A 21,678-nucleotide genomic window follows, 5' to 3' on the forward strand; every position below is an offset into this window, starting at 1 on the left:
TTCCTCAAGTCGAGGGCTAGTTGCCTCAACTCCGTGAGGGTTAATCCCTTCTCATCCTCATGGTAGAAGTATGTGTCTGCCCATCGTAGGGTGTTGTAGACCTCACAAGCCACTTCCAATTGGGCCTTTAACGCCCTCAGCGTTCGTCGATCGGTGTATGCTCTAAACCTAAACCCCACGGTGGGCATCAGAAAAATAGGAACATCAAATATTTAAAGTTATTTTCCTCATCCCCGCCATAAATGGCGAGGCTTCCCCCATGCGTATAAACCCTATCCGAGAGCGCCTCAGCCTCCTCCATGTAATGGGTGGTTAATAATATGGATCTCCCGCTCCCCTTAAGGCTTCTCAGTAATTCCCATAACTCCCTTCTAGCCACAGGATCAAGCCCCGTCGTAGGTTCATCGAGAACCATAACATCAGGCGAGTGAACCATGGCCATCGCGATAAGCGTTCGCCTCTTCAACCCACCCGATAAATCCATGACGTACTTATCCCTATACCCCAGCAGTCCAAGGCGATTAATGGTATCTTCAGCCTTCTCCCGAGCCTCATTCCTGGAGAGTCCCCTTATCCTAGCCGCGTAATACACATTATCAAAAACCGATAAGTCATAATACGGCTCTGCCTCCTGGGGAGTAACTCCCATCCTCCTCCTCACTTGTCTATTACATGGGTCCTCATTAAGAACCTTAACTGACCCGCTCTGCGGCTTAAGCTCACAGTAGAGGTGCCTAACTAGCGTTGTTTTGCCGGCGCCATTAGGACCAAGGAGGGAAACCAATTCCCCCTCCTGACCTCAAGGCTAACGCCATCAAGCGCCAATACATTACCAAAACTTCTTCTTAATCCCACTACTTCTATCGCTAAATCCATTATACATCGCTCATAATATATTATTTAAACTTAATCCGAGTTCAAGAAAGGGACCTCATGGAGCCCCCTCCTAGCGATGATTGAAGACCTGACCGCTAGTCTCTTCCCGGCCCNGAGGGTTTCCAGGTAAAGGATTGCATTCCCTTATTGGAGCGCTCTCTTTAGAGTACATATAAAGGCCGGGGGAACTCGGTTTGAGGGATCCTTAGATGAAAGCTAGGTACTCGTTAGGTATGAGTACTCATCATATACTAGCTTGGCTAGATCCTTCATGCCTAGTCCCGTTAATAGATGGGTGATCAATAGGCTGCCTCCGGCTCCAACGCCCTCCTTAACGTATCCCTCATCGAATTTACGTAGGCCTGGATATGGCGAATCGCTGAAGCTTATATTAGACGCCGCGACTGGTATTCCGATTTGCTTGGATATTGATGCTATATCGGATGACTTATCCATTGCCACCCATGCCGTGGTCGCTATTATCGCATTGCCATCAAACTCGGCCCCCAGTGCCTTAGCTATGGCCGCGACAGCGGTCATTTGAGTGCCGCCCGCCAATATGATTTTTCGATCGCTCTCCAGGGCGCCAATTAAGTACCCAGCCATAGCTATGTGAACCGGGTCCCCAATGCATGCCAGCACTTCATCAATATTAGCGCTGCCGCACTTGCTTAGTCCCTCCTTTACTAGCTTGATCTTTAATTCATGGGGATTATTTGGACTGGCGCTGCTTACCTTGCCGTAGGCATCGTATCCGAGTCCCTCCAGTATGGCGAGTGCAGTTGTTGTTCCGCCGGGTATGGATTCCCCCAATGCATGTATATCCGCGGTCTCACCTATGTTCCTGGCTAATTGCCTGGATTCCTCTAGGAGGCCCCTCGCATTGCTTAGAGGCAATGCCTTTCCGCTATTAACTGGATTAGCGATTATCCTGCTGGGGAGACTCACGTGAGGCACAAGCGGCTCAGCGTGTGCGCCGGCATTTATTATTAAGTGAGGCAATTGTTTTTTCCTCATCATTGCCCTAGTTATTATCGCCGGCGTAGGTAATCCCTCTGGGGTTACTGGGATTACCGGCACTGTCCTCGGCTTACCCAGCTCCAAGTACTCGACATCAAGCGTGGGCGTGAGGAGAGTGCCCTCCGGATCTGGCCCAGCAATGCTTATGCCAGGTATGGTTGACGTTAATGTGCTGCCGATGAAGAATGACCAAAATATGGATGAATGCCTCGCCTCCTCCAGCAGCCTCGCCGCCTTCTCCTTTTCATTTATGTAGAGGATATCCATGTAGACCTCATGTTGATTCATTTTTAAGCATTGAGGCTATGTGGTGACCAAAAGGAATTACATCCGTGATGCATGGAGAAGCTGTGGGGGTCACTCCGTGGGGATTAGTTAAGTTTTTATGGAGGTAATCGTGATGTTACTATGGATCTGCGCGAAGTGAAGAGGAAAGCTGAGATAGCGTACTCTGCTGAGGATGCGGCGCTTAAGTCGCTGCTCGATATAAGTAGGGAAACGGGCGCTGAGGTAAGGGATATATTGATTCAAGTGATTTTCGAAACGGCGCTTCATAGGGAAATAATGAGGGGCATAATTACGGCTGTGGAGTTGACGGAGCAAGCATATGGGGAGTACTTTAAGGGAAGCATGTCTGTGGAGAACGTGAAGCAGGAGTTGCTTAGGCAGGATGAGATAGAGAAGGAGGCATATGAATTATACCTGGATATGGCTAAGACGGAGGAGAATACATTGCTTAGAAACATTTTTGACGCCATAGCGAGAAGCGAGGAGACGCATCACGCATTGATACGATACATCAATGTCAAGCATTAATGGGTCACCTCATTGTTAATGATTGTGGGTAGGTTTATAAGGAGGCACGGCCTCCGCGAGCGATGCGTGCAGGCCTAGTAGCGTTTATTGCCGCATTGATTGCCGGATCATCGCTGCTTCTGGCTAANTACTTGGAGCCAATAATTGTGACCGTGGAGTCCAGCTACATTCATTCAGGNGAATTCGTGTCCTCCTCATTGTTAGGCCAAGTAGTGATTAATGCTGCTTCGGGCTCCGCGTCAATAACCCTAACGCCGCTCTTCTTCGAGTTGAGGATGACCTCGCTTCTCCTCGACGTTATTGGGCTCTCCCTATCCGTTTATCTTTATTCATATATTAGGAGGAAATCATCGTGGAGCAGCGTAGTGGATAAGATGCGTGATCAGCCGCTTCTCTTAATGCCGATAATATTGGTTGCCTCCGCCGTGGTTTTGCTTATTCCAATGCCGGTCACCGTGGCTGCATCAAGCGGATCCATAACCATATTAACAAATATCTACTTCGTAGCCTCGGGCCTCCTATACTTTGCCGGAGTGGCTTTAGCCGTTATCTTGATTAGGTTTTATGGGTATGGGTACGATATATCGTACAGCGTGTTTAATTTTGATATGCTTGACTCGGCCACTATTTATGTGGATCAATTAGATGAGACGCTCGCTGCCTAGATGGCTTTTTATGTTCAATCCACTTAACCTCTAAATTTATAAACGATTATCTGAGGGTTCCGTCTAAGTATGCCTCATAGATCTAGACACAAGAGAGGAAGCAGCGGTTCCACGAGGCCCCCCAACAAATCGCCGCCTCAGTGGTTGAAATACACCTCGGATGAGACCGAGCAATTAATAGTTGAATTATATAGGAGGGGCTTCACTCCATCCCAGATAGGCATAATCCTGAGGGATCAATACGGCATTCCACTAGCCAAGCCAGTGACCGGCCGAAGCATAACCAAGGTCCTCGAGAAGAATAAATTAACGCCGGACATACCGGAGGACTTAATGTCCCTAATAAAGAAGGCCCTAAAGATAAGGAGGCACTTGGATGAGCACCCCAAGGACATGTCGGCAAAGAAGGGGCTAATACTGACTGAGTCCAAGATCCGCCGATTAATAAGNTACTATAAGGGCATAGGCCGATTATCAAGCGACTTCCAGTACTCTCCAGAGAAATTCTCAATAGCTGTATGACATGCAGCCCCTCGACGAGTCAACGCTACTGAGGAGCAGCGATCCTTTATTGATAGTTACAGCGCCCACCACTCACGACGCCCTCCTCGGCTTCTCAATTCTTCTTAACAGGTACGTGCTCGGCCTGGAAACCCACTTCACATTCTCATTATCGATAAACAGCAGGAGAATCGCTGAATTACTTAATCTATATAAGGCATCAGTGCTCATTGGGCTCGAGAATAATGTGCCGAGACTAAGCGCGTCAGACTCATCGCTCATAATATACATCACCGATATTTCCCCCCGCTTCAAGATAGAAGCGCCGAGCAATGTCAAACTCCATGATTGGACGCAGCTACAGTACTTAGGGGGAATAGGGGATAAAGTAGCCACCCTAGCCCTCATCGGCAAAACCCTGGATGATGACTCACCCTACGCCGCATTAACGCGTTTCCAGAAGATAGATAAGAACCTGACTAGGTCAAACGTGCCAGTCGCGTTCTCCATCTCAAGCAATGATCCTCGACTAAGTCTCTGGCCCCTCATAATGAACGAGGTCAACGCGAGCGGCCAATCAATGGAGGTGCTTCGCGTCCTGCTCTCCAGGTTACCCAATGAATTCACAAGCACATACATGGATTATATATTGGTGCCATCAATGTGGTTAGGCAATATAAACCTGGCCAAGCTATACCTATTGGTCGAGGCGCATATGGCCCTTAATTCAAATGATACAGAGGAGGGAAAAATGCCGCGACTCCCGCTGCTTCTCCTAATGAATGCGTGGCGATCCCCCTCGCTGCTAGATGATGAGTTAAACAGGATTGCGAAGCCCTATATCGATCTAGTTAAGTCAACTATCTCAAAAATGCTCTCGGCCTTATCTAGGTCCCGGCAATACGAGTTCATGCTCAGCGATAACCTAGTATTGATTCACAGGATCTGCCAGATCCTGAGTTACCTAGACTCAAGATACGTCGTTAAGCTAGTTCATAGAGCCAGCGCCGCTAAAATGATTTGTGTGCCCGGAAACGCGACTCCCCCCAGCGGGGATATAGCTTTCTATAAGGGAAATAGGTACCTCAGGATAGTTGAGCAAAGCACGACGTAACCCCTCAACCCGGAAATATATAGGCACTAGCACCTTAGGATCCCGGGAACCGTTTTGAGCCGCTCATGTGCATGAACATAACTCGCATCAATGATAAGAACGACAAACCTCGCCCTTTAGGCCTGGGGAGGAGGTGAGAGGCATGTATCTGGGATGAGTGACGGATAGATATGGGCGTTAGTTGAAGATTCGCAGAGCCCCCTATGGGCTGGGCGATTCACTCGTGTGCTCAATGCGTAATAGCCGCCTCAGTTAAAAAGGGGGATGTTGAGTGCCGCTTCCGTGGTTAGTGCTGTGCATATGGAGTATAGGGATCTACGTAAGATACCTTACTTATTGATGTTGATAATGAATGGAGTCAATGATGTGGAGTCAAGGCAGATAAACATAACGAAGGTAGCTGCTCAGCTAGGCACGACGCCTCAAAACTTGTCTAAGATACTTAGGAAACTGGAGTCAGACGGCATAATAAGTAGGTCACCCGGCGATAAGATAGAGGTAAGATTAACCCCCAAGGGAAGCGAGTTATTGAAGCAAGTGATAACCCTGATCGGCCAGTACCTTGGCCAGTCACTAACCGTGATGTTGAGGGGTCGAGTCGTATCCGGGCTTGGGGAGGGCAGGTTCTATATGAGCCTTGAGGGATATAGGAAGCAATTCGTGGAGAGGCTAGGCATAAATCCATACCCAGGCACATTAAACGTGAAGATAAATGATGAATACATAAGGGAGAGAATATACTTGGAGAAGCTGCCCGGCATAATAATTGAGGGATTCAGGAACGGCAGTAGGTCGTATGGCTCAGTCAAGTGCTTTAAGTGCAGCATAAGCGGCATTCCATGCGCAATGCTGATAATTGAGCGCACGCATCATGGGCCCGAGGTCGTTGAAATAGTTGCCGAGAAGAATCTGCGGGAAACCCTTGGCTTAATTGATGGGAGTGAAGTCGAGATAACGGTCAATATATGATAAGGCCATTGCCTGATGCGGTCTTTCCACTTGGAAATATTTATGTCGAGGCGGCCAGGTAATGAAGTGCTATATTAATTAAGCGGAGTTACCGCTTGTTTCCCGTGGAGTACTGGATCAAGCTGGATGAGTGCATTAATCCCTGGTGCGTTGCGTCTGGTTCCTGGATTCTACGCGAGTTATCCCCGACTCTATCAATTGATGATGGGACACCGGTGTTTGAGGGGGAACCCATTGCTGTACTGAAAGATCCGAAGTGGGAAGCGGTGTATGGCATGCTGCTTAAACTAAACGTGGCCATATCAACCGCATCGATCATCCTCTATGCCAAGATGATGAGCGGCCTGCCGATCTATGTTTACTTATCCCAATTGGCGTGGCCCTGGAGCGACTCAGTTAGGGCAGGAGTATCCGGGGGCTTGGATGGGGTTCTCAGCGACGTGCCGAGCGGCATTGAACCAAATGTTGGGCTTCCCCTCATGAGGATGGGCGACTTCAAGCACATTCGCGACTTCGATTCATCCAGTAAAGGCGTCATCATAAGAATGCGCACAGCTATTTCCCTCAAGGAATTAAGGAGCGCCTTAATGGATGTGATTTACCCCATTAATCCCAATGCGATTGTATTGGTTGAGACGACTCTAGATGCATTGAGGAGAAATAAGAAGGAAGCGGAGGCAATCCGCGACTCCGTGGATGGACTCCTAATTAATCCCCTCGGGCTAGTGTCAAGCCTCTCCATATCCCCGGCGCGCCCAATTAATCTCTATAGGTGCAGGTCCTGCTACATCGATTACGAGAGCGAGTCAATCATGAAGAAGTGCCCCAAGTGCCAAGGCAGGTTAGTGCCGCTTCTTCACGGGCGAGTCACCGAGGTCAGCGACGTAAATAAGTTAAGGGCGCGCGCCTTAACTAATTTAAAGTATTTAAGGAACGCAGCCGCTCAAGTAGTGCCATCCAGGTGGTTCACATTCAAAGACGCCTAGACCTAGCGCGGTTCCTGAGGGAGGATTCATTTATTCGATCAATACAGGACAAGGGTCTCCAGGTTCTCTTCGTCGCTGAGGAGAAGGGGGAGGACGAGCAATTAATGGATCTAAGCAGTGTAGAACTGGATCCACGCATAAGGAATGCATTGCTGGGGCTCGGCATTAAGGGGCTCTATAGGCATCAGGTCGAAGCCATTGAGAGGATAATAAATGGGGAAAACACCATAATAGTGTCCCCCACTGGCACAGGCAAGACCGAGGCCTTCATAATTCCCCTCATACATAGATCATTGAGAAATGGGGAGAGGCATATGCTGATTTACCCAACTAAGGCATTGGCGCGGGACCAGGGACGCCGCCTCAATCCCTTGCTCATGGCCATGGGCGCCAAGGCCGCGGTCTATGATGGTGACTCCCCCAACGAGGAGCGCGCGGCCATGTATGGAGGCACTGCTCCCCTCATCTTGACTAATCCAGATATGATAAATGTAGCCATGCAGCACGTGGCGGAGTTTAGGCTGGCATTAAGCCAGGTAAGGTACGTGGTCCTGGATGAGTTTCACATATATAATGGCGTTCTTGGGACCCATGCGTATTACTTGATTAGGAGGATGAAGCGAGTGAATCCAGGGCTTAGATTCATTGCGGCCACGGCCACTATTGGGAACCCGCTGGAGCACTTTACCCGCATAATAGGGGAACCCGCTTCCCTGGTTCAGGGGCCTCAACGCCGTCGAGGCGTGGTGAGGCATGTCTTGATTAAGCCCATTGGGGTAAGTAGGTTACAGGCAGCCACTAGAGTGATCGAGCGGTGCCTGGAGGCAGGCATGTCCTGCATAATGTTCGCCGATAGCCATAGGCTAGTGGAGCTGGCTAAGCTTATTCTGGATAAGGGGAAGTGGGGGAGCCAGGTACGGGTTCACAGGGCTGGGTTAAGCGTTGAGGAGAGGCATGAGGCGGAGGATGACTTCAAGGCCGGCAAGGTACGCGCGCTCCTAGCCACTCCAACGCTGGAGCTGGGGATTGATGTGGGGAGCATTGATGCCGTGGTGCTTGCAACTACTCCGCCCAGCTTCTCGAAGTACATGCAGAGGAGCGGTAGGGCGGGCAGGATGGGGCAATTATCCTACGTTATCCAGGTATTGGGCGATGATCCAATGAGCACTTATTACGCCAGGCACCCAGCCGAGTTTTATGGGAGGAGCCCTGAACCAATGTATAGTGAACCCAATAATAGTGATATAGCGTCGCTTCACCTGCTCGCTGCCTCGATTGAGAGTGACTTAACGCTGGGCGACTTGAATGAATTCGAGCTTGGCGTTATTGATGAATTAATTGGGCGCGGATTGGTTGCGGTGAGGAGTGAGCGAGTGATTCCAACGCTTCTGGGGAGACAATTACTGCGCCGCTTTGTGACGATTAGGGGCAGTGGGGATGTGGTTAAGATAAGGAGCGGGAACCACACGCTGGGATATAGGGAATTACCCATGGCGCTGCGGGAGCTCCATAAGGGAGCTATTTACCTGCATGGCGGCCGCGCATATGAGGTTCTGGATCTGAGGCTTGACTTAAGGTTGGCAATAGTTAAGCCAACTAATGCGGGCTTCACCACTAAGCCCCTCTACACCACGTTTCCCCGCGTCGTGAGGATCATTGAGGAAACCAAATTAATGGAGNCCCCGGTTCACTACGCTGAACTGGAGATCACTGAGACAGTGGTGGGCTTCGTTAAGAGAGGCCTTGGGAGGGATACCTCGCTTGGGGAGGAAGCCATTGAGCCCGTATCCTACGGCTTCAGGACGAGGGGACTAGTTCTTTACCTACCCCAGTACCAATTCTCCAACTTCGAGGCGNAGAATATGCTGGAGAGCGCTAAGGCGTATCACGCGGTTGAGCACGTATTAATATCCGCCGGGGAACTAGTTGTTAATGCGGCGCCAACGGATATGGGCGGCGTCTCTCTGCCGACTGGCCACGTCGTGATATATGACGCGCACCCCGGTGGTTCCGGCGTAACGAGGCTCCTCATGGATAGGTTAGGGGATGCATTGAGGATGGCGGGCGAGATAGTGTCTACCTGTAATTGCGAGGATGGTTGCCCCAAGTGCATTTACTCTCCATACTGCGGCAATAATAATAGATTCCTCTCCAGGCATAACGCTATTAAGATAATAGACCTAGTTAAGCGGGGCTCTTCCTCAACAGCAACGCCCCTACCCAATATAGATACCTATGCATAACACTCGACTACCTCCCATTGGTCATACTCATTATTGAAATTAATTGTCCCTCATAATGCATCCAGTGATGGATTTAATGATAAAACGATCGGCGAACCTCGCCCTTTAGGGCGGGGAGGAGGTCAGTGGATTTGAGAATATTAATGTAAATTGGATGGAGCTATTGTAGTTGCTGTATTGTGCCGTGGGCTATTAGGAGCATTATTCCCGGTATTAATCCGCTGAATATTAGGGCGATTATGCCCCAGGCAATGGAGTTCATCGACTTCAGGGTAGCTACGTCACCGGCATTGGCTGCCTTATACATCTTATAAATCCTCACGGTGACCACTATGGAGATAATGAAGAATATAAGGAAAATAATGCCATATGTAATAAACATGCCCATGATTACCGTGACGGGAGCGCCAGGAGCGACTAAATAGAAGGCTGGCACTATTGCCAGCATGTATATTGTAGCTATTAGGAAGCCTATCAGTGCCAGGATCGCGAATATTAAGCCCACAAGCAGCTCCGTTCTTATGCTGCCTAAGGCTGGATTCTGTGGTTGATTGGACATAACAATAGACTATTGTCCTAAGTTTTTAAGTTTTACTGTAAATGTAAAAATCACATGTTAATTAATAAAATCATAGTTATATTATTAAATTAATAAACATTTAATAATTTAACGATTTAATGATACTATTTTATTAATTAACATGAATTATTACGAGAAATGATGGCCATCCTCTAATAAAGCAAAGTTGGGCTGTCGATTAAATTTAGTTGAATGGGTTTTCATAATGGGAGTGGTTCACTTGTTCAATTTTAAAACACATATCATAAAAACGTGAATTCAGATATTAAGGCTTTCTTCTGGTGCGGGGGGTTGGAATTTGAACCCACGCAGGCCTACGCCAACGGATCTTAAGTACACTAATATTCATGATGCACGACCAAGGTGATATTCTCTAAAAACAGAACTATTAAATAAAAGTAGTGGACAGTATGGTTAATCAACAATGGGGTGGTTTGCATGGATCCTGACTTGATTAGGGGAGGCTGCGCCACAGGACGTTAGGCGTAGGGTCCTTGAATACGTGGCTTGTTAAGCATGTTGGGCCTAGTGAACTGGGTTCAATAAGACCCACCTCTACAGGGTTAGGCATGGCCTAGTGCCAATAAGCGATGAACTCTTCAAGGCACTCCTCAAATTCATTGACGTTGATGAGTATGCTCGCCTAGTAGGCTCTGCCAGCTGGTTGAGGCGGCGCCTAATGATGCCGTGCGTGTTGTGAAGAGGGCTCTTGTTGATTCAGGCTACTGGAACCTGTTGTTTGAACTGCTTAGGCAAGCCCTTAGGGGCGAGTCCCGTGAGTACAGGGCTTCCTGGACCGTGAGGGAGACTGATATTGAGGAGACTGTTAAGGCTAAGAGGCTTAGGGGGCTTAGTGAGAAGACGGTTAGGGATGAGGCTCGTTATATTCGCCTTGCCTTGAGTGAGTTGAATTGGGCCCTCGCACCTGATGTAGTCAGGGAGTACCTTGCTGAGCTGGCCGAAAGTGGTGAGGATTGCGTCCTCAAGCACACTGCGTACAGCCTTAAATCACTCCTCAAGACAATCCTCAAGCCCCGTGACCCAGGATTATTCGCACAATTGTACAACGCCTTCACTGTCTACAAGCCGAGGAACCATAGTAGGGTTAAACTACCGACCCTAGGCAGCTTAGGGCAATTTGGAAATAACTGTCAAAGTGTAGAGGCAAGGTTCTACTTTACAATACTAGCAGAGTGCGGGCTCAGGCCCGGTGAACCATTCATACCGAGTGTTGATGATTTAGACCTTGAGCATGGCGTAATACGCATTAGTAAGGTTACTGAAACAAAGCGTGCCTTTGTAGCCTTCCTGNGGTCCGATGTCGTGAATTGGGTTAGGGAGGCTTACCTACCAGCAAGGGAGGCATTGGTTAAAGCCAAGCTTGATATTGTGAAGGCCGATTACCTAGGCATCAACGCCAACGCCGAAGACTGGAAAGGAGACTAATACCCTTCGACAGGGATAGGCTATGCAGGGAGATTAAGGAAACAGCCAAACAGGTTCTTAACCGTGAATTCGAGCTCTACGAGCTTAGGAAATTCTTCGCCATATGGATGATAAGCCAAGGCGTGCCTGAGTCCATAGTCAACACCCTGCAAGGCAGAGCACCACCAAGCGAATTCAGGATACTGGTTGAGCATTATTGGAGTCCCAGGCATGAGGAATTGAGACAATGGTACCTTCGTTATGCGCCTAGGGTTTGTTGTTGATTTTTGCTGTTGCATGGTGCTTGGTGGGTTCATGGTGGGTAGTGCCTTAATGAACTATTAACACTGCTAGTTAACCTGAGCCCAGCCAGCTTACTACGTAACTGGTGAAGCCGAGTACAGGATAAGGTGGATGAACGTTATATTTAAAGGTTCATTAGCGGTATTATGGGCATGGGGGCAGGCAATTGAACTGGAGGAGCATTGGGAGTGACTGGGGTGTTCTTGCCGCCTCCCTACTCGCCGTACTGTTCATATACCTTATCCTATATTGTGCTTCGTTAGTCATCCTGGAGCCCTTGTTATAACATTCCTCGTATTGATTGTTGAGGCTCTCATGATACACGATAGTAGAGACGGTTCGCAATGGTTATGGGTAGCCCTTCTCATTAGCATTGTCTCCTCGCTGATCTACACGGTGGTTGCATTTTACATCAATAGTTTCATCCTACCGAGCATCTGCTTCATGGGCATTAACGATGTGTTAGGCATATATAAATTCTCGCTACTCCTTGCTGGGATCTTCGGCACCATACCCTACGCACTAACACTATCTATAATTCACCACTGCATCATGCGCTCATAAGCCATGAACAGGGAGGTCAAGATCGATCCTGAAAAATAACTCTAGAAGGGGTTAACGAACTTTCTATTAACTTGATTAATCTGTGCCGTAATTGAATTGTTCATTGACGGCAATGTTATGTAAGAAATAAATAGGCCTGCAAAATGACCTGCAATTAAGCCATAGAAGGCTCCCTTCTCTTTATCAATTAGGTGCCCGATTAGAGCTCCTAATGCGCTTGATAAACTTGTAATCGATAAANCTCACCAGTGCGGTGCATCGTACCTTAAATGATTAATTGGGTCTCTAAGTGGGCTGAAATAATCCCAATGCACCTTATAAAAACCCCTGAACCTCCTGACATGTATTCTCCTACCATCATGTAACGTAAGTTCGTATTGAGCAATCTCGCCCTGAGGCTCACCAATAGTCTTGATAAAACCGACAATCTCGGGATCAGGAAGCAGACCCTCAGGTATTGTGATATCTTCATGTGGTGGTCTCCTCAAAACCTCATTGATAATCGAAACCCAACTAAGCATCAAGATTAAACCTGCTGCGGTTATAAAAGGCCTTCGGTATGGAGATTAAATAAAACTGCCTAAGTTCCGCATCCGTAACTTACCATTAGCTGCTTGAGGTTATTTATCCTCTCATCAATTGTGAGTGCTGGAAGGCCGAGCACATTAACGTGACTAACATTAACTCCCATATTCTTCATTTCCAATAGAAATTTAACGGCACACGATGTACCTCCACAACCGATGAGCTGCGCTGCGGTAGCGTCTGCCTCGAGCTCTTGCCTCTTAACAGTATTGGCATCCGCCTCCTGTATCATCAAGGAAATAAATAGTAATAAAAGTGAGAAAATAAGACCCACTACGTCGTTGTTTTTAATGGATTTATTCATAATCTCGTTGCACATCGATAAACTCATTTGAAATGCGTATCTAACTACAAGCTTCATTATGGAGTGATTCTTAATAATGTGTATTAACTCGTGTGCTAAGATGAAGTCTTGGCACTCCCTCGGCAACTTCTCCAAGACACTTTTATCAACAAAGATCATGCCAAGAGCAGATTTTCCAATAGAAAATCCAATGGAACATGCCATTACACAGCTTTTCGGTATATATTCACTAACAAGGATATAACCATCCATACCTAACCTACTGAGGAAATTCACTACCCTATTGCTGTAATCGACATTGTAGTTTCTTCTGATGAAGTCAATATCCGTAGCACCTCCCATACCATATCCCTGCTATATTATTCTATTAAATTTAGCGTCATATTATGTGTGGACTTAACTGTTAGGGTATACGTTGATTTTGGCGTGCTACTATGTATGCGATAACCATTATTGCGGTCTAATTAATGGTTCGTTTAGTCGGTAAAGTGATCAGTAAAGCCAAGAGGAAAAGCACCATGATCGTGAATAGAAGGAATAATGTATTCCTAGTCTCCTTAGCGAGCGCCATCAACTTTCTATTACATCGATAATGCTGTCTGCAGGTATTAATCACCCAACAACTAGTTATGAACGGTATCGATATGGAGGTCGAGGAATTGGTGAAGAACACAGACACAAAAGAACCCAGAAGAACATTAGCCATACCCAAGATTACACTAGCATCATTAGTTATGGCGTTTAACGTATTAATCACTAGGGATTAATGAGAGGTTAAGGCATGACTTCGACCTCCTCAATGAATTTGTGAAGCCCCTCTCGTTAGTAATTGCCATGGTAACAACCAGAGCATTGATAATGTAACCTAATACACATCACCCAGACGACTAGAGGATTGTCATCTCTTTCGATGTTGCCTATAGGATCCTTGGCGAGGCAGTGCCTGTGCCCCTAGCTTACGCCATTAGCCATGGCGCTAAGGGATAGAGTTTTAAGTGTATAATGGGGATGAGCCTTATGGTGTTACTATTTGTTGAAAAGTTAGAGAGATTTGGAACTAATATAGGGGTAAAACTGCCTACGGAGCTTACCAGACATTACAGCTCCGTCTTTAATCCATTAATCACCACCAGAGTGTATGCGAGGGTACACGTAAGAAGGGTGTTTAATGAGGAGGGCGATGTAGTGAAAGAGATCAATGAAAATGTTGAAGCCCCAGACATTGAATTGAAATCCGATACTTATGTATTATACCTCACGAAGATACACCTCGATTATAGCATCCCCATAGGCTACTTCCTCGAAGTCCTCCTGATATCGCTTACCGCTAAGAGCGAGTCAAAGCAGTATGGGGTGGTGGTGTACCCTGATGAGTTTAGGTACTCGATGCCGCCTACTATCCCGCAGAAAGTATCGAACCTGGTGATGGGTTACGCACGTGTGTTGAGGGAGTTAGGTGGTATGTATGAGGTAGTGGATCTTTTAAATACTGTGGGGTTGCAGGACATATCTGCGGATCTATGGGAGGGCCTTGTGAGGTATTATAGTGGCGACTATGAGGGCTCTATAAAGTTCTTTAGGAAGGTTGTTGAGGGCCTGAGGAAGATTGCGGATAAGACAGATGTAATTGAGGAGGGGAGGAAGGAACGTCTCCACAGATATCTCTCAAGTGCGTATGATCTAATAAGTAGCTTTGGGGAGCACGCCGGTACCCGCGGATCCCTACCCGAGGCGAGACTCAGTAGGGATATAGCGTTATCCACATCCAGGTACTTAGCCGAGTACCTCAAGCAAAGCAGCCAGAAACAAGCCCCATCTACGGCGTAGATACCTTAATCAATGAGGCCAGGAAAAATGCCTTCCTGGCCCTCCTAAGCCAACCCCCTCTTCCACTAGTTAGCATACTTAATCGAGAGCATCATCATTAATTTAAACCATTGTCATTACTCTTAGCAGTTAAGTGTGGGCGTGGAGACGGAGTGTCTTGCCTACCATTGGGTTCGTTACAGCCACTGGACAATGACAAGCTCAGGTCGCCGCCATGCTCAACCCCGCATCCCTCCAGCTTAACCGCTACACCTACGTACCTCGACCCTGACTAGCGGGGTGTTGCGCACCTTGTTTGACTATGTCTTGTGCTTGCTGAGCAACCTTATCTATCACTTGTCTGTATAGGCAATTTAGATATACGAGGTCCCTATACGATGCCCCCAGCATCAGGTGGTGCACAATGCCTGCTAAAAAGCCAAGGTCGATGCCGATAATTGCCGAAGCTCCGAGTGTAAGTACAACCCTAAGTTGCGGAGTTAGTGTTGGAGTTAGTTTTATGGGCATGAAGAAGAACGAAATCATCAAAAAGAGAAAGAGAAATACAAGATCGCCAAATAATAGTAATTTTCTACTTTTAAGGTTATCTAATAAATCGAGTATTCAGTTAGGNTTGTTCAATAACGAATCACCTCGCCACTCGGTTAACCCTAGGGCTATTGATACGGTGACTGGCACGGCTATGGTTAAGAAGCCCACGAACGGCTGTAACGGTATTGAAAAGTTCATGTTCTTTATTACTTTTGGCGNGAACTCCAATAATACGTAGAAAATCACGTTCAGAAAGCCAACAAATTCTAGAGTATAAAAAATGGAAGCATAAGTGTCAAAATATTTCTTGAACGTGGCGAATAAATCCTTAAGTGTCGAGTCTAGGATTTGGGATTGGCGTAGGTCAATCAACGTCTTAGGATCAATATTACCGCTAAGGAATTCCTCCAGGGTGTTTTCATTAAATCGTGGAATGTGGATATTAAATCTCTACCAGCCAAGTACCATAAAATAGATGTTGATGTGAGTAAGATGACTGCGCCGGCTGCGAACCCGGTAATTTCGTATGGAAGGAAGTCTGTCAATATTGACAGAATAAGGCCAAGACTCGCAGAAACAAGTACTATCTCTAACAAAACCTTAGCCCTATTGAGCCTTCTGCATATCTCCGCTAAAAACGTATTATTCATGATGACTTAAATCGAGAACCCAATATAAAAATTGCTGACCTAACCCAACTTCTTGATTGCCGGCTCCGGCTCTATCACTATCTGCCTCCTTATTGGCCCCGTGATCACCAACGCCTTCGTTGTTAAGCCAGCCATGTGTGGTGGTAGTGCTATCGTTGGTCACTTGACGCCTCGCTCGTTGGGTTCAAGACCTTGGCTACCTCATTAACGTAGGTGTTGCTTCCTCCTGAAACAACCAACAGGGTATGTTCTGCGACGTTAGAATATGGACCGCCAAGAGGGTTAAGGAAGTTAAAGACACCTTAGCGAAATACAGTGATGAGGTAAGGGAGTTATCGACACTAAGGGATTAGAGGCTCATTGTAACCGAAACACCTAAATTAACAGCAACAGTACTATGCATTAATGCCTAGGTGCCCCTACTGCGGCTCAGGGGACTTAACACCAATTAAGACTTGGACGTTCAGGTTTTATGAGGTCCTCATTTATGTATATTGTTCTTGTCTTAATGTTACTTGATGCTGCCTTCGTCCTATACCTCCTTACCTTAACCTTAACATCATCCCCAATCCCAAGCATAAGCCTATACTCTCAATGATGTCTCTGTAGTTCACGTAGAACCTCACCCTCTATGTAACTTGCAAGGTTATATGCGAGCGAAGCACTCATGCACTACTACGATGCTGAAAGGAATGGCTTAATTAGGTGCGTTGAGTATTAGGCGGTGGGGTGGGTTTCGCAGGGTTATGTATTTTACCACGGCGAAGCCTACACATCAATGGATAAGAAGTGCATAATCATCAGTGTGGGCATTAATATTGCGCCAGCTAGGTTGGCGTTGATTAACNCTGATGTCAATGATGGGGCTTCATCATCCTAATCGGCGCTAGTGGTGATGCCCTCAAGGCACTAGTTGAATTCGCCAGGCAAGTCTACCAAGACTTGAACATCGAGGTTAAGCCCATTGTGCTTAACCAAGGATTAAGCCTAGTCGACGCTGTTGCATCACTTAGGGGTTTGGTTGAGACTAATTCACCCTGCAACGTAACCATCGGCATCGCCGGCGACAGGTGGATTGCAACGATACTGGGCTTCCTAGCTATGGTGTTGGCTACTGTTGGTGGTTTTGTTAATGTTAGCGTTAACAGAGTCTTCACCATGCCTGGCGATAAGGGTAAGCCAGTTAACTGGCCTATTGCACCTAGGCTCATTGACTTGAGTCCAGTTGAGTTTAGGGTCTTTAAGTTGATTTACAACGGTTACAGCCTAGCCAAGGAGATTGTTAAGGGCTATGCCTCAAAGTATGGTGAAGCAATATCCCTGCAGGCTGTTGAGAGGACATTGGCTAAACTAAGGGGTAAGGGCATCATTAACAGTAAACCAGTCGGCAAAGCACTGGTTTATGAGGAAACACAACTAGGCAGGTTGATTGCTTGTGGTTAGTGTGTTGTATTGGGGTTGCTGGAGGTGTGGGTTATGATAAGTGCATTAGCCCGCTATACTTTTAAAGTACTCAGGGAGTATTAGTGGTTGAGTGCTTGGTCAACGGGATTCCACCGTGGATTTAGAGGAGGCTAAGAAGGCTATTCAAAAACTTAGTCCCGATGGTCTTTGCTTGGGTGGGTTGCTTGATTTGAAGGGTGTTGCTAGTGACTGGGTTGATAAGGCTGTTGGCGCCTTCTTGCGGGGCCTTTTTGGTGTCGGTCCCATTGGCAGTTTAGTGGGTACTGGTATTGCTGAATTGGTTAGTAAATTGCTTAGGCGGTTGCAGGAGAGGTTGGGCATTGCTAAGAATGAAACCATCGAGTGCCTCAGAAACATAGTCAACACAGCCAAGGAGGCAAGCCAATATATCGATGATGAGAGGCTTAGGGGTGTTGTTGAGGAGATTGCCAAAAAGTGGGGTTGGGACGTTGACACCTTCAGGCGCTTCGTGAAGACTGCCGCAGGCAAATCCGTGACTGAGGATGAGGTTAGGGAAATGATTAAGGAGGCGCTAAAGAGTATTGAGGAGGAGTTAGAGAAAATCAAGAGGAACATTAGAGAGGAACTACGTAAGATTGAGGATAAGATTGGGGGTTCAAAGATCGGCATAGGTATCTTCTTCCTTAATGATGTCGAGAACGGCTTACTCTACGGCAATTTCATAGTTGAGGGTGGGGTCCCGAAAATTAAGACTCAGCTGGGCACCGCCGAAAATGAGCCAGAGATTGACCTTGTTGATACTGGTAAGTTCCATGAGGTTGCCGAGGACGTTCTAAGCAGGTTAACTAGGGGTGGTAGGGTTGTGCTTACTGGGCCTAGGGGGATTGGCAAGTCGACGTTAGCCACGTACGTGGCTTGGCGTTCACTCCTCGGTGGTTTAGGTAAAGTAGCCCTTGATAAGTCGATGGATGCCGTGATACATGTTGACTCGTTAAACCCTGGAGATGCATTAGAGCTAAACAACCTAATTAAGACCACTAGTAGGAGGTTCATAATAATTTACGACCCATCACCAATCAAGGCCTATTACAAGCCCGAGACCATGCAAATGGCGAAGCATGACATCGAAAGCATCAAGAAAACGCTGAAGGAGCTAATGGAGGTTGAGAATGCGTGGGTGATAATAGTCCTCCCAAAGGAGCTTTATGATGAAGTCTCGAAGGATGCGACGCTGAAAAGTGTTTTAGATGAGGTTAGAAATTACGTAATCAACGTAGACCTTAAGGATAAGGGATTCCTCAGTGAGATTGTTAAGAGGTACTCCGGGTGCGGTGACGTAAGTGAGCATTTAGTCGAGAGGATTATGGATTTTGATTCCTACACTTTAATAGCTAAGTATGTTGGTGTTTGGCTTCGTGAAAATAAGTGCCAAGTTAAGGATGTTAATGAGGCTTTGAGGGAGAGCACTGGTGAACCTAAGTTATTCTTCGCAAATTACATATGGAGCACTGTGCTCAGGGGAAATGAGGACTTGGCTAGGAAGGTTTCTGTACCACTAATCCTCCACGCAGCCTTCGGGCCAATACCAGAGGGAGTCACGTACATAACGAAGGCTGTGAATGAAGGCGGTGTTTGGGGACTCGTGAATATAAATCGCCTGGCTGGGTCAAAGTTAGAAGGCTTGAGGGAGGGCGATCTAGAGCCAATCGCCAAGTGGATCTCTACATTACACGAGGACTTGATTGAGGAAACCCTTAAGGACTTGGTTGGGTTACGGGGTGAGGAGGCGAGGAAGCAGTACATCAACCATGGATTTGAGAACTTCATCAATGCATTGGATTGGGATTATGAAAATGGAGTATTGAGCCGTGAGGTAAAGCCCGAAAAAGTTGTGACCAACTTATTGACCCTTACTGGCGAGAGACTCAAACACGCCTTAAAACCATACACAAACTGCTGGAAAAGAACCGCATTAATCATTGGGTTCGCCCTGGATGGAGATTCTATAGTGCCTANGCTCAAGAACTTGTCTGTGTTCCTACCTGAGAATTTGAGGAAATTGAGTAAGAGTGACATTGAGTTCCTCGGCTATGCCTTAAGCAGATTAGGTGTTGATGTTGACGAGATCCCATCATTAATAATGAACCTAAGCAAGTATTCTGCGAGTGTCGTTGAGTTCCTCGGTGATGCCTTGAAGGAATGCGGTGTTGATGTCTACCTGCTCGTTGGTAACAAAATCCCACCATTAATAATGAACCTAACTAAGGATTATGCATATGCCTTGACCGAGGCATTCGTCGATAAGTACAATGAGGCCATTGCCGAGGTAAGGAGAGTCCTTAACATCATCAAGAATAGGAGCGATCTTTATAATGATGAGGTGCTTTATAGTCTTGGGCTAGCCTTAATAATCGCCAACACCGCTGGGTTGGGTAGGCCCATCGAGCCTAGCGATGCGGATGCCACATTGCACATAGTGTCATCCACCATGCAACACGTTATATCATTTACATCATTAAGCCTCATTAAGCCAGTACTAGGTGCCTTGGTGCCGTTGCGTGATAAGGCACCTCAGAGGTACCTTGAAGTACTAGCCTCCGCACTGGGTAAAGTCTCCACACCGGATATACTGGGTTTCATGTGTCCTGACTTGGACACGGTTATGTACATACTTAATGAGTTTGATTACATATTAAACAAGTACAGGGATGGAGTAAAGGGACATGCTTGGACCCTCGTCGATGCGATAGGCGCCTCAATTAACTCACTCTATAAATGCATAAAACATTGTGGTGATGATTATATGTTTGAGCGTATGGATGCGTCTTTCCGTACGAAGCTTGAGCATATTGTTAGTAGGGTTGCTGGTTTGCTGGATGAGATAGATAGGTTGAACCACAGCCTAGGCATCATTGCTTGGGCGCATGCGTTACCACCAGCGTTAGATAATAAGTGTGTAAGAGCGCTTATGGAGAACGTGCTAGGCATCGACGTGGCTGATAAGGCTAAAGAGGTTGTTGGGGAACTAAGCAGGTTAAGGGCTCAGGAACTAATAAGGGATGAGGGCTTCATGGGTTTTGTCAAGTCCTGGCTCGCAGAGGCTGATGAGAAGGTAGCTAGAGAAATCCTTGAGGACGCATCAATTTTTGTGTACATATTGGCGCAAGACAAGCTTGATAATGATGAGCTTAAGGAGGCGGAGGAACTATTTAACGGGGCAGCTGAGTGGGGTAGGGTGATTGGTGTCTACAAAAACTACCTAGATAGTAGTAATTGGGCATTGCGTGTTGAGGCGATTAAGGGCTCGTTGGCTGGCGATGACTTGGTTAAGTTGGTTAATGGGTTTAAGCAATTGTACGAGGAGGCAGTCAATGCGGAGCGTCTTATGCCCGCTGAGGTGTCTCCGTACTACGATACTCTATCGAAGGATATATTGAAGGATATATTGGAGAATATATTGAGTGATATACTTGGTGGGTACCTCGTGTCCCTAGCCCTAAAGGGTGGTGATGAGGAGATTAGGAGGATTGAGGAGTTGCTTAAGGAACAGTGGCAAGTGCTGAACCACCATTCGCTAGCTCCGATCCTGACCAGGCTAACACTCAACGCCCTACTCAGCCCAAGGGTTGAGTTAAGCAGTGAGCTTAAGGGTAAGCTTGTCGTTAAACCTTGGGAGTTAATGATGTATCTTGTGCTCAGAGATATAGATATTAATTCTCTGCCTGTGTTGAGGGCTATTTATGGTACGATAAAGCCTGGAGATGAGAAAAGGTTATGTGATGAGTTGATTGATGATCCCATAATGCATGATCTTTGCATAGATAACGTTTCAAGAGCTTATAGCGAGGAATTGGATCAGCGAGCAGAAGGTAATTTAAGACAAGGGATAATCAATGTTTTTCAGAGGTGGATTTCAAAAGGGGAGGTGTTGGATTTACTTAAGAAGCTTAGTCTTGACGCTGAGTCATTGAATTATGAACTTAGGGGATTGATGCATGAGCTTAGTGGTAAATCCCTACAATCGGTAGCTAGTTTTGATTATTGTTCCAAAGACGAACAACTACGCTGCTCATCGGCACATTTAACCTACATGCTTTATGCATTAGTCAATGGCAATGAGAAGCTAGCCAAGGCACACGCACTCTATGGGGCTATGAGCTCTACCGGTAGTAAGTTGCTCACGAGGTTGTTCCTTGAGGCTTACGGGGCGTGTTGTGACTTAGGTAAGGATGAGTTTAGGCGTGCCGTCGCTAGGCTATTCTTCTACCATGTTTAATCTTGGGTTGGTTAGGCT

General features: G+C 46.9%; 20 protein-coding genes and 1 pseudogene. 12 read left to right on the forward strand and 9 right to left on the reverse strand.

What is annotated here, in order from left to right:
- The 3 genes and pseudogenes from AT710_03435 to AT710_03445 form a co-directional block, all read right to left on the reverse strand.
- Positions 1-188: pseudogene (locus AT710_03435) on the reverse strand.
- The gene (locus AT710_03440) at positions 188-661 is read right to left on the reverse strand and encodes a hypothetical protein (GenBank protein KUO92388.1); all 474 of its coding nucleotides are present in this window, start codon (positions 659-661) and stop codon (positions 188-190) included. Before AT710_03440 ends, AT710_03435 begins: the two are co-directional and overlap by 1 nt.
- 431 nt (positions 662-1,092) lie before the next feature.
- Positions 1,093-2,094 carry a hypothetical protein gene (locus AT710_03445; protein KUO92415.1) on the reverse strand — a complete coding sequence of 334 codons (1,002 nt, stop codon included), beginning with the start codon at positions 2,092-2,094 and terminating at the stop codon, positions 1,093-1,095.
- Positions 2,095-2,304: 210 nt separating this feature from the next.
- Between AT710_03445 and AT710_03450 the strand changes: the two genes are divergently transcribed.
- From AT710_03450 to AT710_03480, 7 genes are all read left to right on the forward strand, one after another.
- The gene (locus AT710_03450) at positions 2,305-2,712 is read left to right on the forward strand and encodes a hypothetical protein (GenBank protein ID KUO92389.1); all 408 of its coding nucleotides are present in this window, start codon (positions 2,305-2,307) and stop codon (positions 2,710-2,712) included.
- 62 nt (positions 2,713-2,774) lie between these two features.
- On the forward strand, positions 2,775-3,377 hold the full coding sequence (locus tag AT710_03455; GenBank protein KUO92390.1) for a hypothetical protein: 603 nt from the start codon (positions 2,775-2,777) through the stop codon (positions 3,375-3,377).
- A gap of 69 nt (positions 3,378-3,446) precedes the next feature.
- A complete protein-coding gene (locus AT710_03460) occupies positions 3,447-3,899 on the forward strand; it encodes a 30S ribosomal protein S15 (protein ID KUO92391.1) in 453 nt (150 codons plus the stop codon).
- Between the two features lies 1 nt (position 3,900).
- Positions 3,901-4,992, forward strand: coding sequence for a hypothetical protein (locus AT710_03465; protein ID KUO92392.1), 1,092 nt, complete (start codon positions 3,901-3,903; stop codon positions 4,990-4,992).
- Between the two features lie 264 nt (positions 4,993-5,256).
- Positions 5,257-5,961, forward strand: a complete 705-nt coding sequence (locus AT710_03470; GenBank protein KUO92393.1) for a riboflavin kinase — start codon at positions 5,257-5,259, stop codon at positions 5,959-5,961.
- Positions 5,962-6,065: 104 nt separating this feature from the next.
- A complete protein-coding gene (locus AT710_03475) occupies positions 6,066-6,947 on the forward strand; it encodes a hypothetical protein (protein ID KUO92394.1) in 882 nt (293 codons plus the stop codon).
- Complete coding sequence (locus AT710_03480; protein KUO92395.1) at positions 6,923-9,190, forward strand: hypothetical protein; 2,268 nt, start codon at positions 6,923-6,925, stop codon at positions 9,188-9,190. Before AT710_03475 ends, AT710_03480 begins: the two co-directional genes overlap by 25 nt.
- Before the next feature lie 160 nt (positions 9,191-9,350).
- On the opposite strand, the gene AT710_03485 is transcribed toward AT710_03480, so the two are convergent.
- Positions 9,351-9,749 carry a hypothetical protein gene (locus tag AT710_03485; GenBank protein ID KUO92396.1) on the reverse strand — a complete coding sequence of 133 codons (399 nt, stop codon included), beginning with the start codon at positions 9,747-9,749 and terminating at the stop codon, positions 9,351-9,353.
- Positions 9,750-10,466: 717 nt separating this feature from the next.
- On the opposite strand from AT710_03485, the gene AT710_03490 reads away from it, so the two are divergent.
- Positions 10,467-11,216 carry a hypothetical protein gene (locus AT710_03490; GenBank protein KUO92397.1) on the forward strand — a complete coding sequence of 250 codons (750 nt, stop codon included), beginning with the start codon at positions 10,467-10,469 and terminating at the stop codon, positions 11,214-11,216.
- Positions 11,217-11,236: 20 nt separating this feature from the next.
- Here the strand turns inward: AT710_03490 and AT710_03495 are convergent, their stop codons facing one another.
- A complete protein-coding gene (locus tag AT710_03495; protein KUO92398.1) occupies positions 11,237-11,512 on the reverse strand; it encodes a hypothetical protein in 276 nt (91 codons plus the stop codon).
- Positions 11,513-11,813: 301 nt separating this feature from the next.
- On the opposite strand from AT710_03495, the gene AT710_03500 reads away from it, so the two are divergent.
- Entirely contained in the window at positions 11,814-12,062 is a 249-nt protein-coding gene (locus AT710_03500; protein KUO92399.1) for a hypothetical protein, read from the forward strand.
- A gap of 242 nt (positions 12,063-12,304) precedes the next feature.
- On the opposite strand, the gene AT710_03505 is transcribed toward AT710_03500, so the two are convergent.
- Positions 12,305-12,583, reverse strand: a complete 279-nt coding sequence (locus AT710_03505; protein KUO92400.1) for a hypothetical protein — start codon at positions 12,581-12,583, stop codon at positions 12,305-12,307.
- Positions 12,584-12,642: 59 nt separating this feature from the next.
- Positions 12,643-13,293, reverse strand: a complete 651-nt coding sequence (locus AT710_03510; protein KUO92401.1) for a hypothetical protein — start codon at positions 13,291-13,293, stop codon at positions 12,643-12,645.
- Between the two features lie 675 nt (positions 13,294-13,968).
- On the opposite strand from AT710_03510, the gene AT710_03515 reads away from it, so the two are divergent.
- Entirely contained in the window at positions 13,969-14,778 is an 810-nt protein-coding gene (locus tag AT710_03515; GenBank protein KUO92402.1) for a hypothetical protein, read from the forward strand.
- 252 nt (positions 14,779-15,030) lie between these two features.
- Here the strand turns inward: AT710_03515 and AT710_03520 are convergent, their stop codons facing one another.
- Both AT710_03520 and AT710_03525 read right to left on the reverse strand, forming a co-directional pair.
- Positions 15,031-15,303, reverse strand: coding sequence for a hypothetical protein (locus tag AT710_03520; GenBank protein KUO92403.1), 273 nt, complete (start codon positions 15,301-15,303; stop codon positions 15,031-15,033).
- 374 nt (positions 15,304-15,677) lie between these two features.
- Complete coding sequence (locus AT710_03525; GenBank protein KUO92404.1) at positions 15,678-15,959, reverse strand: hypothetical protein; 282 nt, start codon at positions 15,957-15,959, stop codon at positions 15,678-15,680.
- Between the two features lie 942 nt (positions 15,960-16,901).
- On the opposite strand from AT710_03525, the gene AT710_03530 reads away from it, so the two are divergent.
- Positions 16,902-17,402 (forward strand): hypothetical protein, encoded by a 501-nt coding sequence (locus AT710_03530; protein KUO92405.1) that lies wholly within the window; start codon positions 16,902-16,904, stop codon positions 17,400-17,402.
- A gap of 91 nt (positions 17,403-17,493) precedes the next feature.
- Complete coding sequence (locus AT710_03535) at positions 17,494-21,660, forward strand: hypothetical protein (protein ID KUO92406.1); 4,167 nt, start codon at positions 17,494-17,496, stop codon at positions 21,658-21,660.
- The last annotated feature ends 18 nt before the right edge of the window (positions 21,661-21,678 follow it).

The organism is Thermocladium sp. ECH_B, assembly GCA_001516585.1.
Classification (GTDB): domain Archaea; phylum Thermoproteota; class Thermoprotei; order Thermoproteales; family Thermocladiaceae; genus Thermocladium.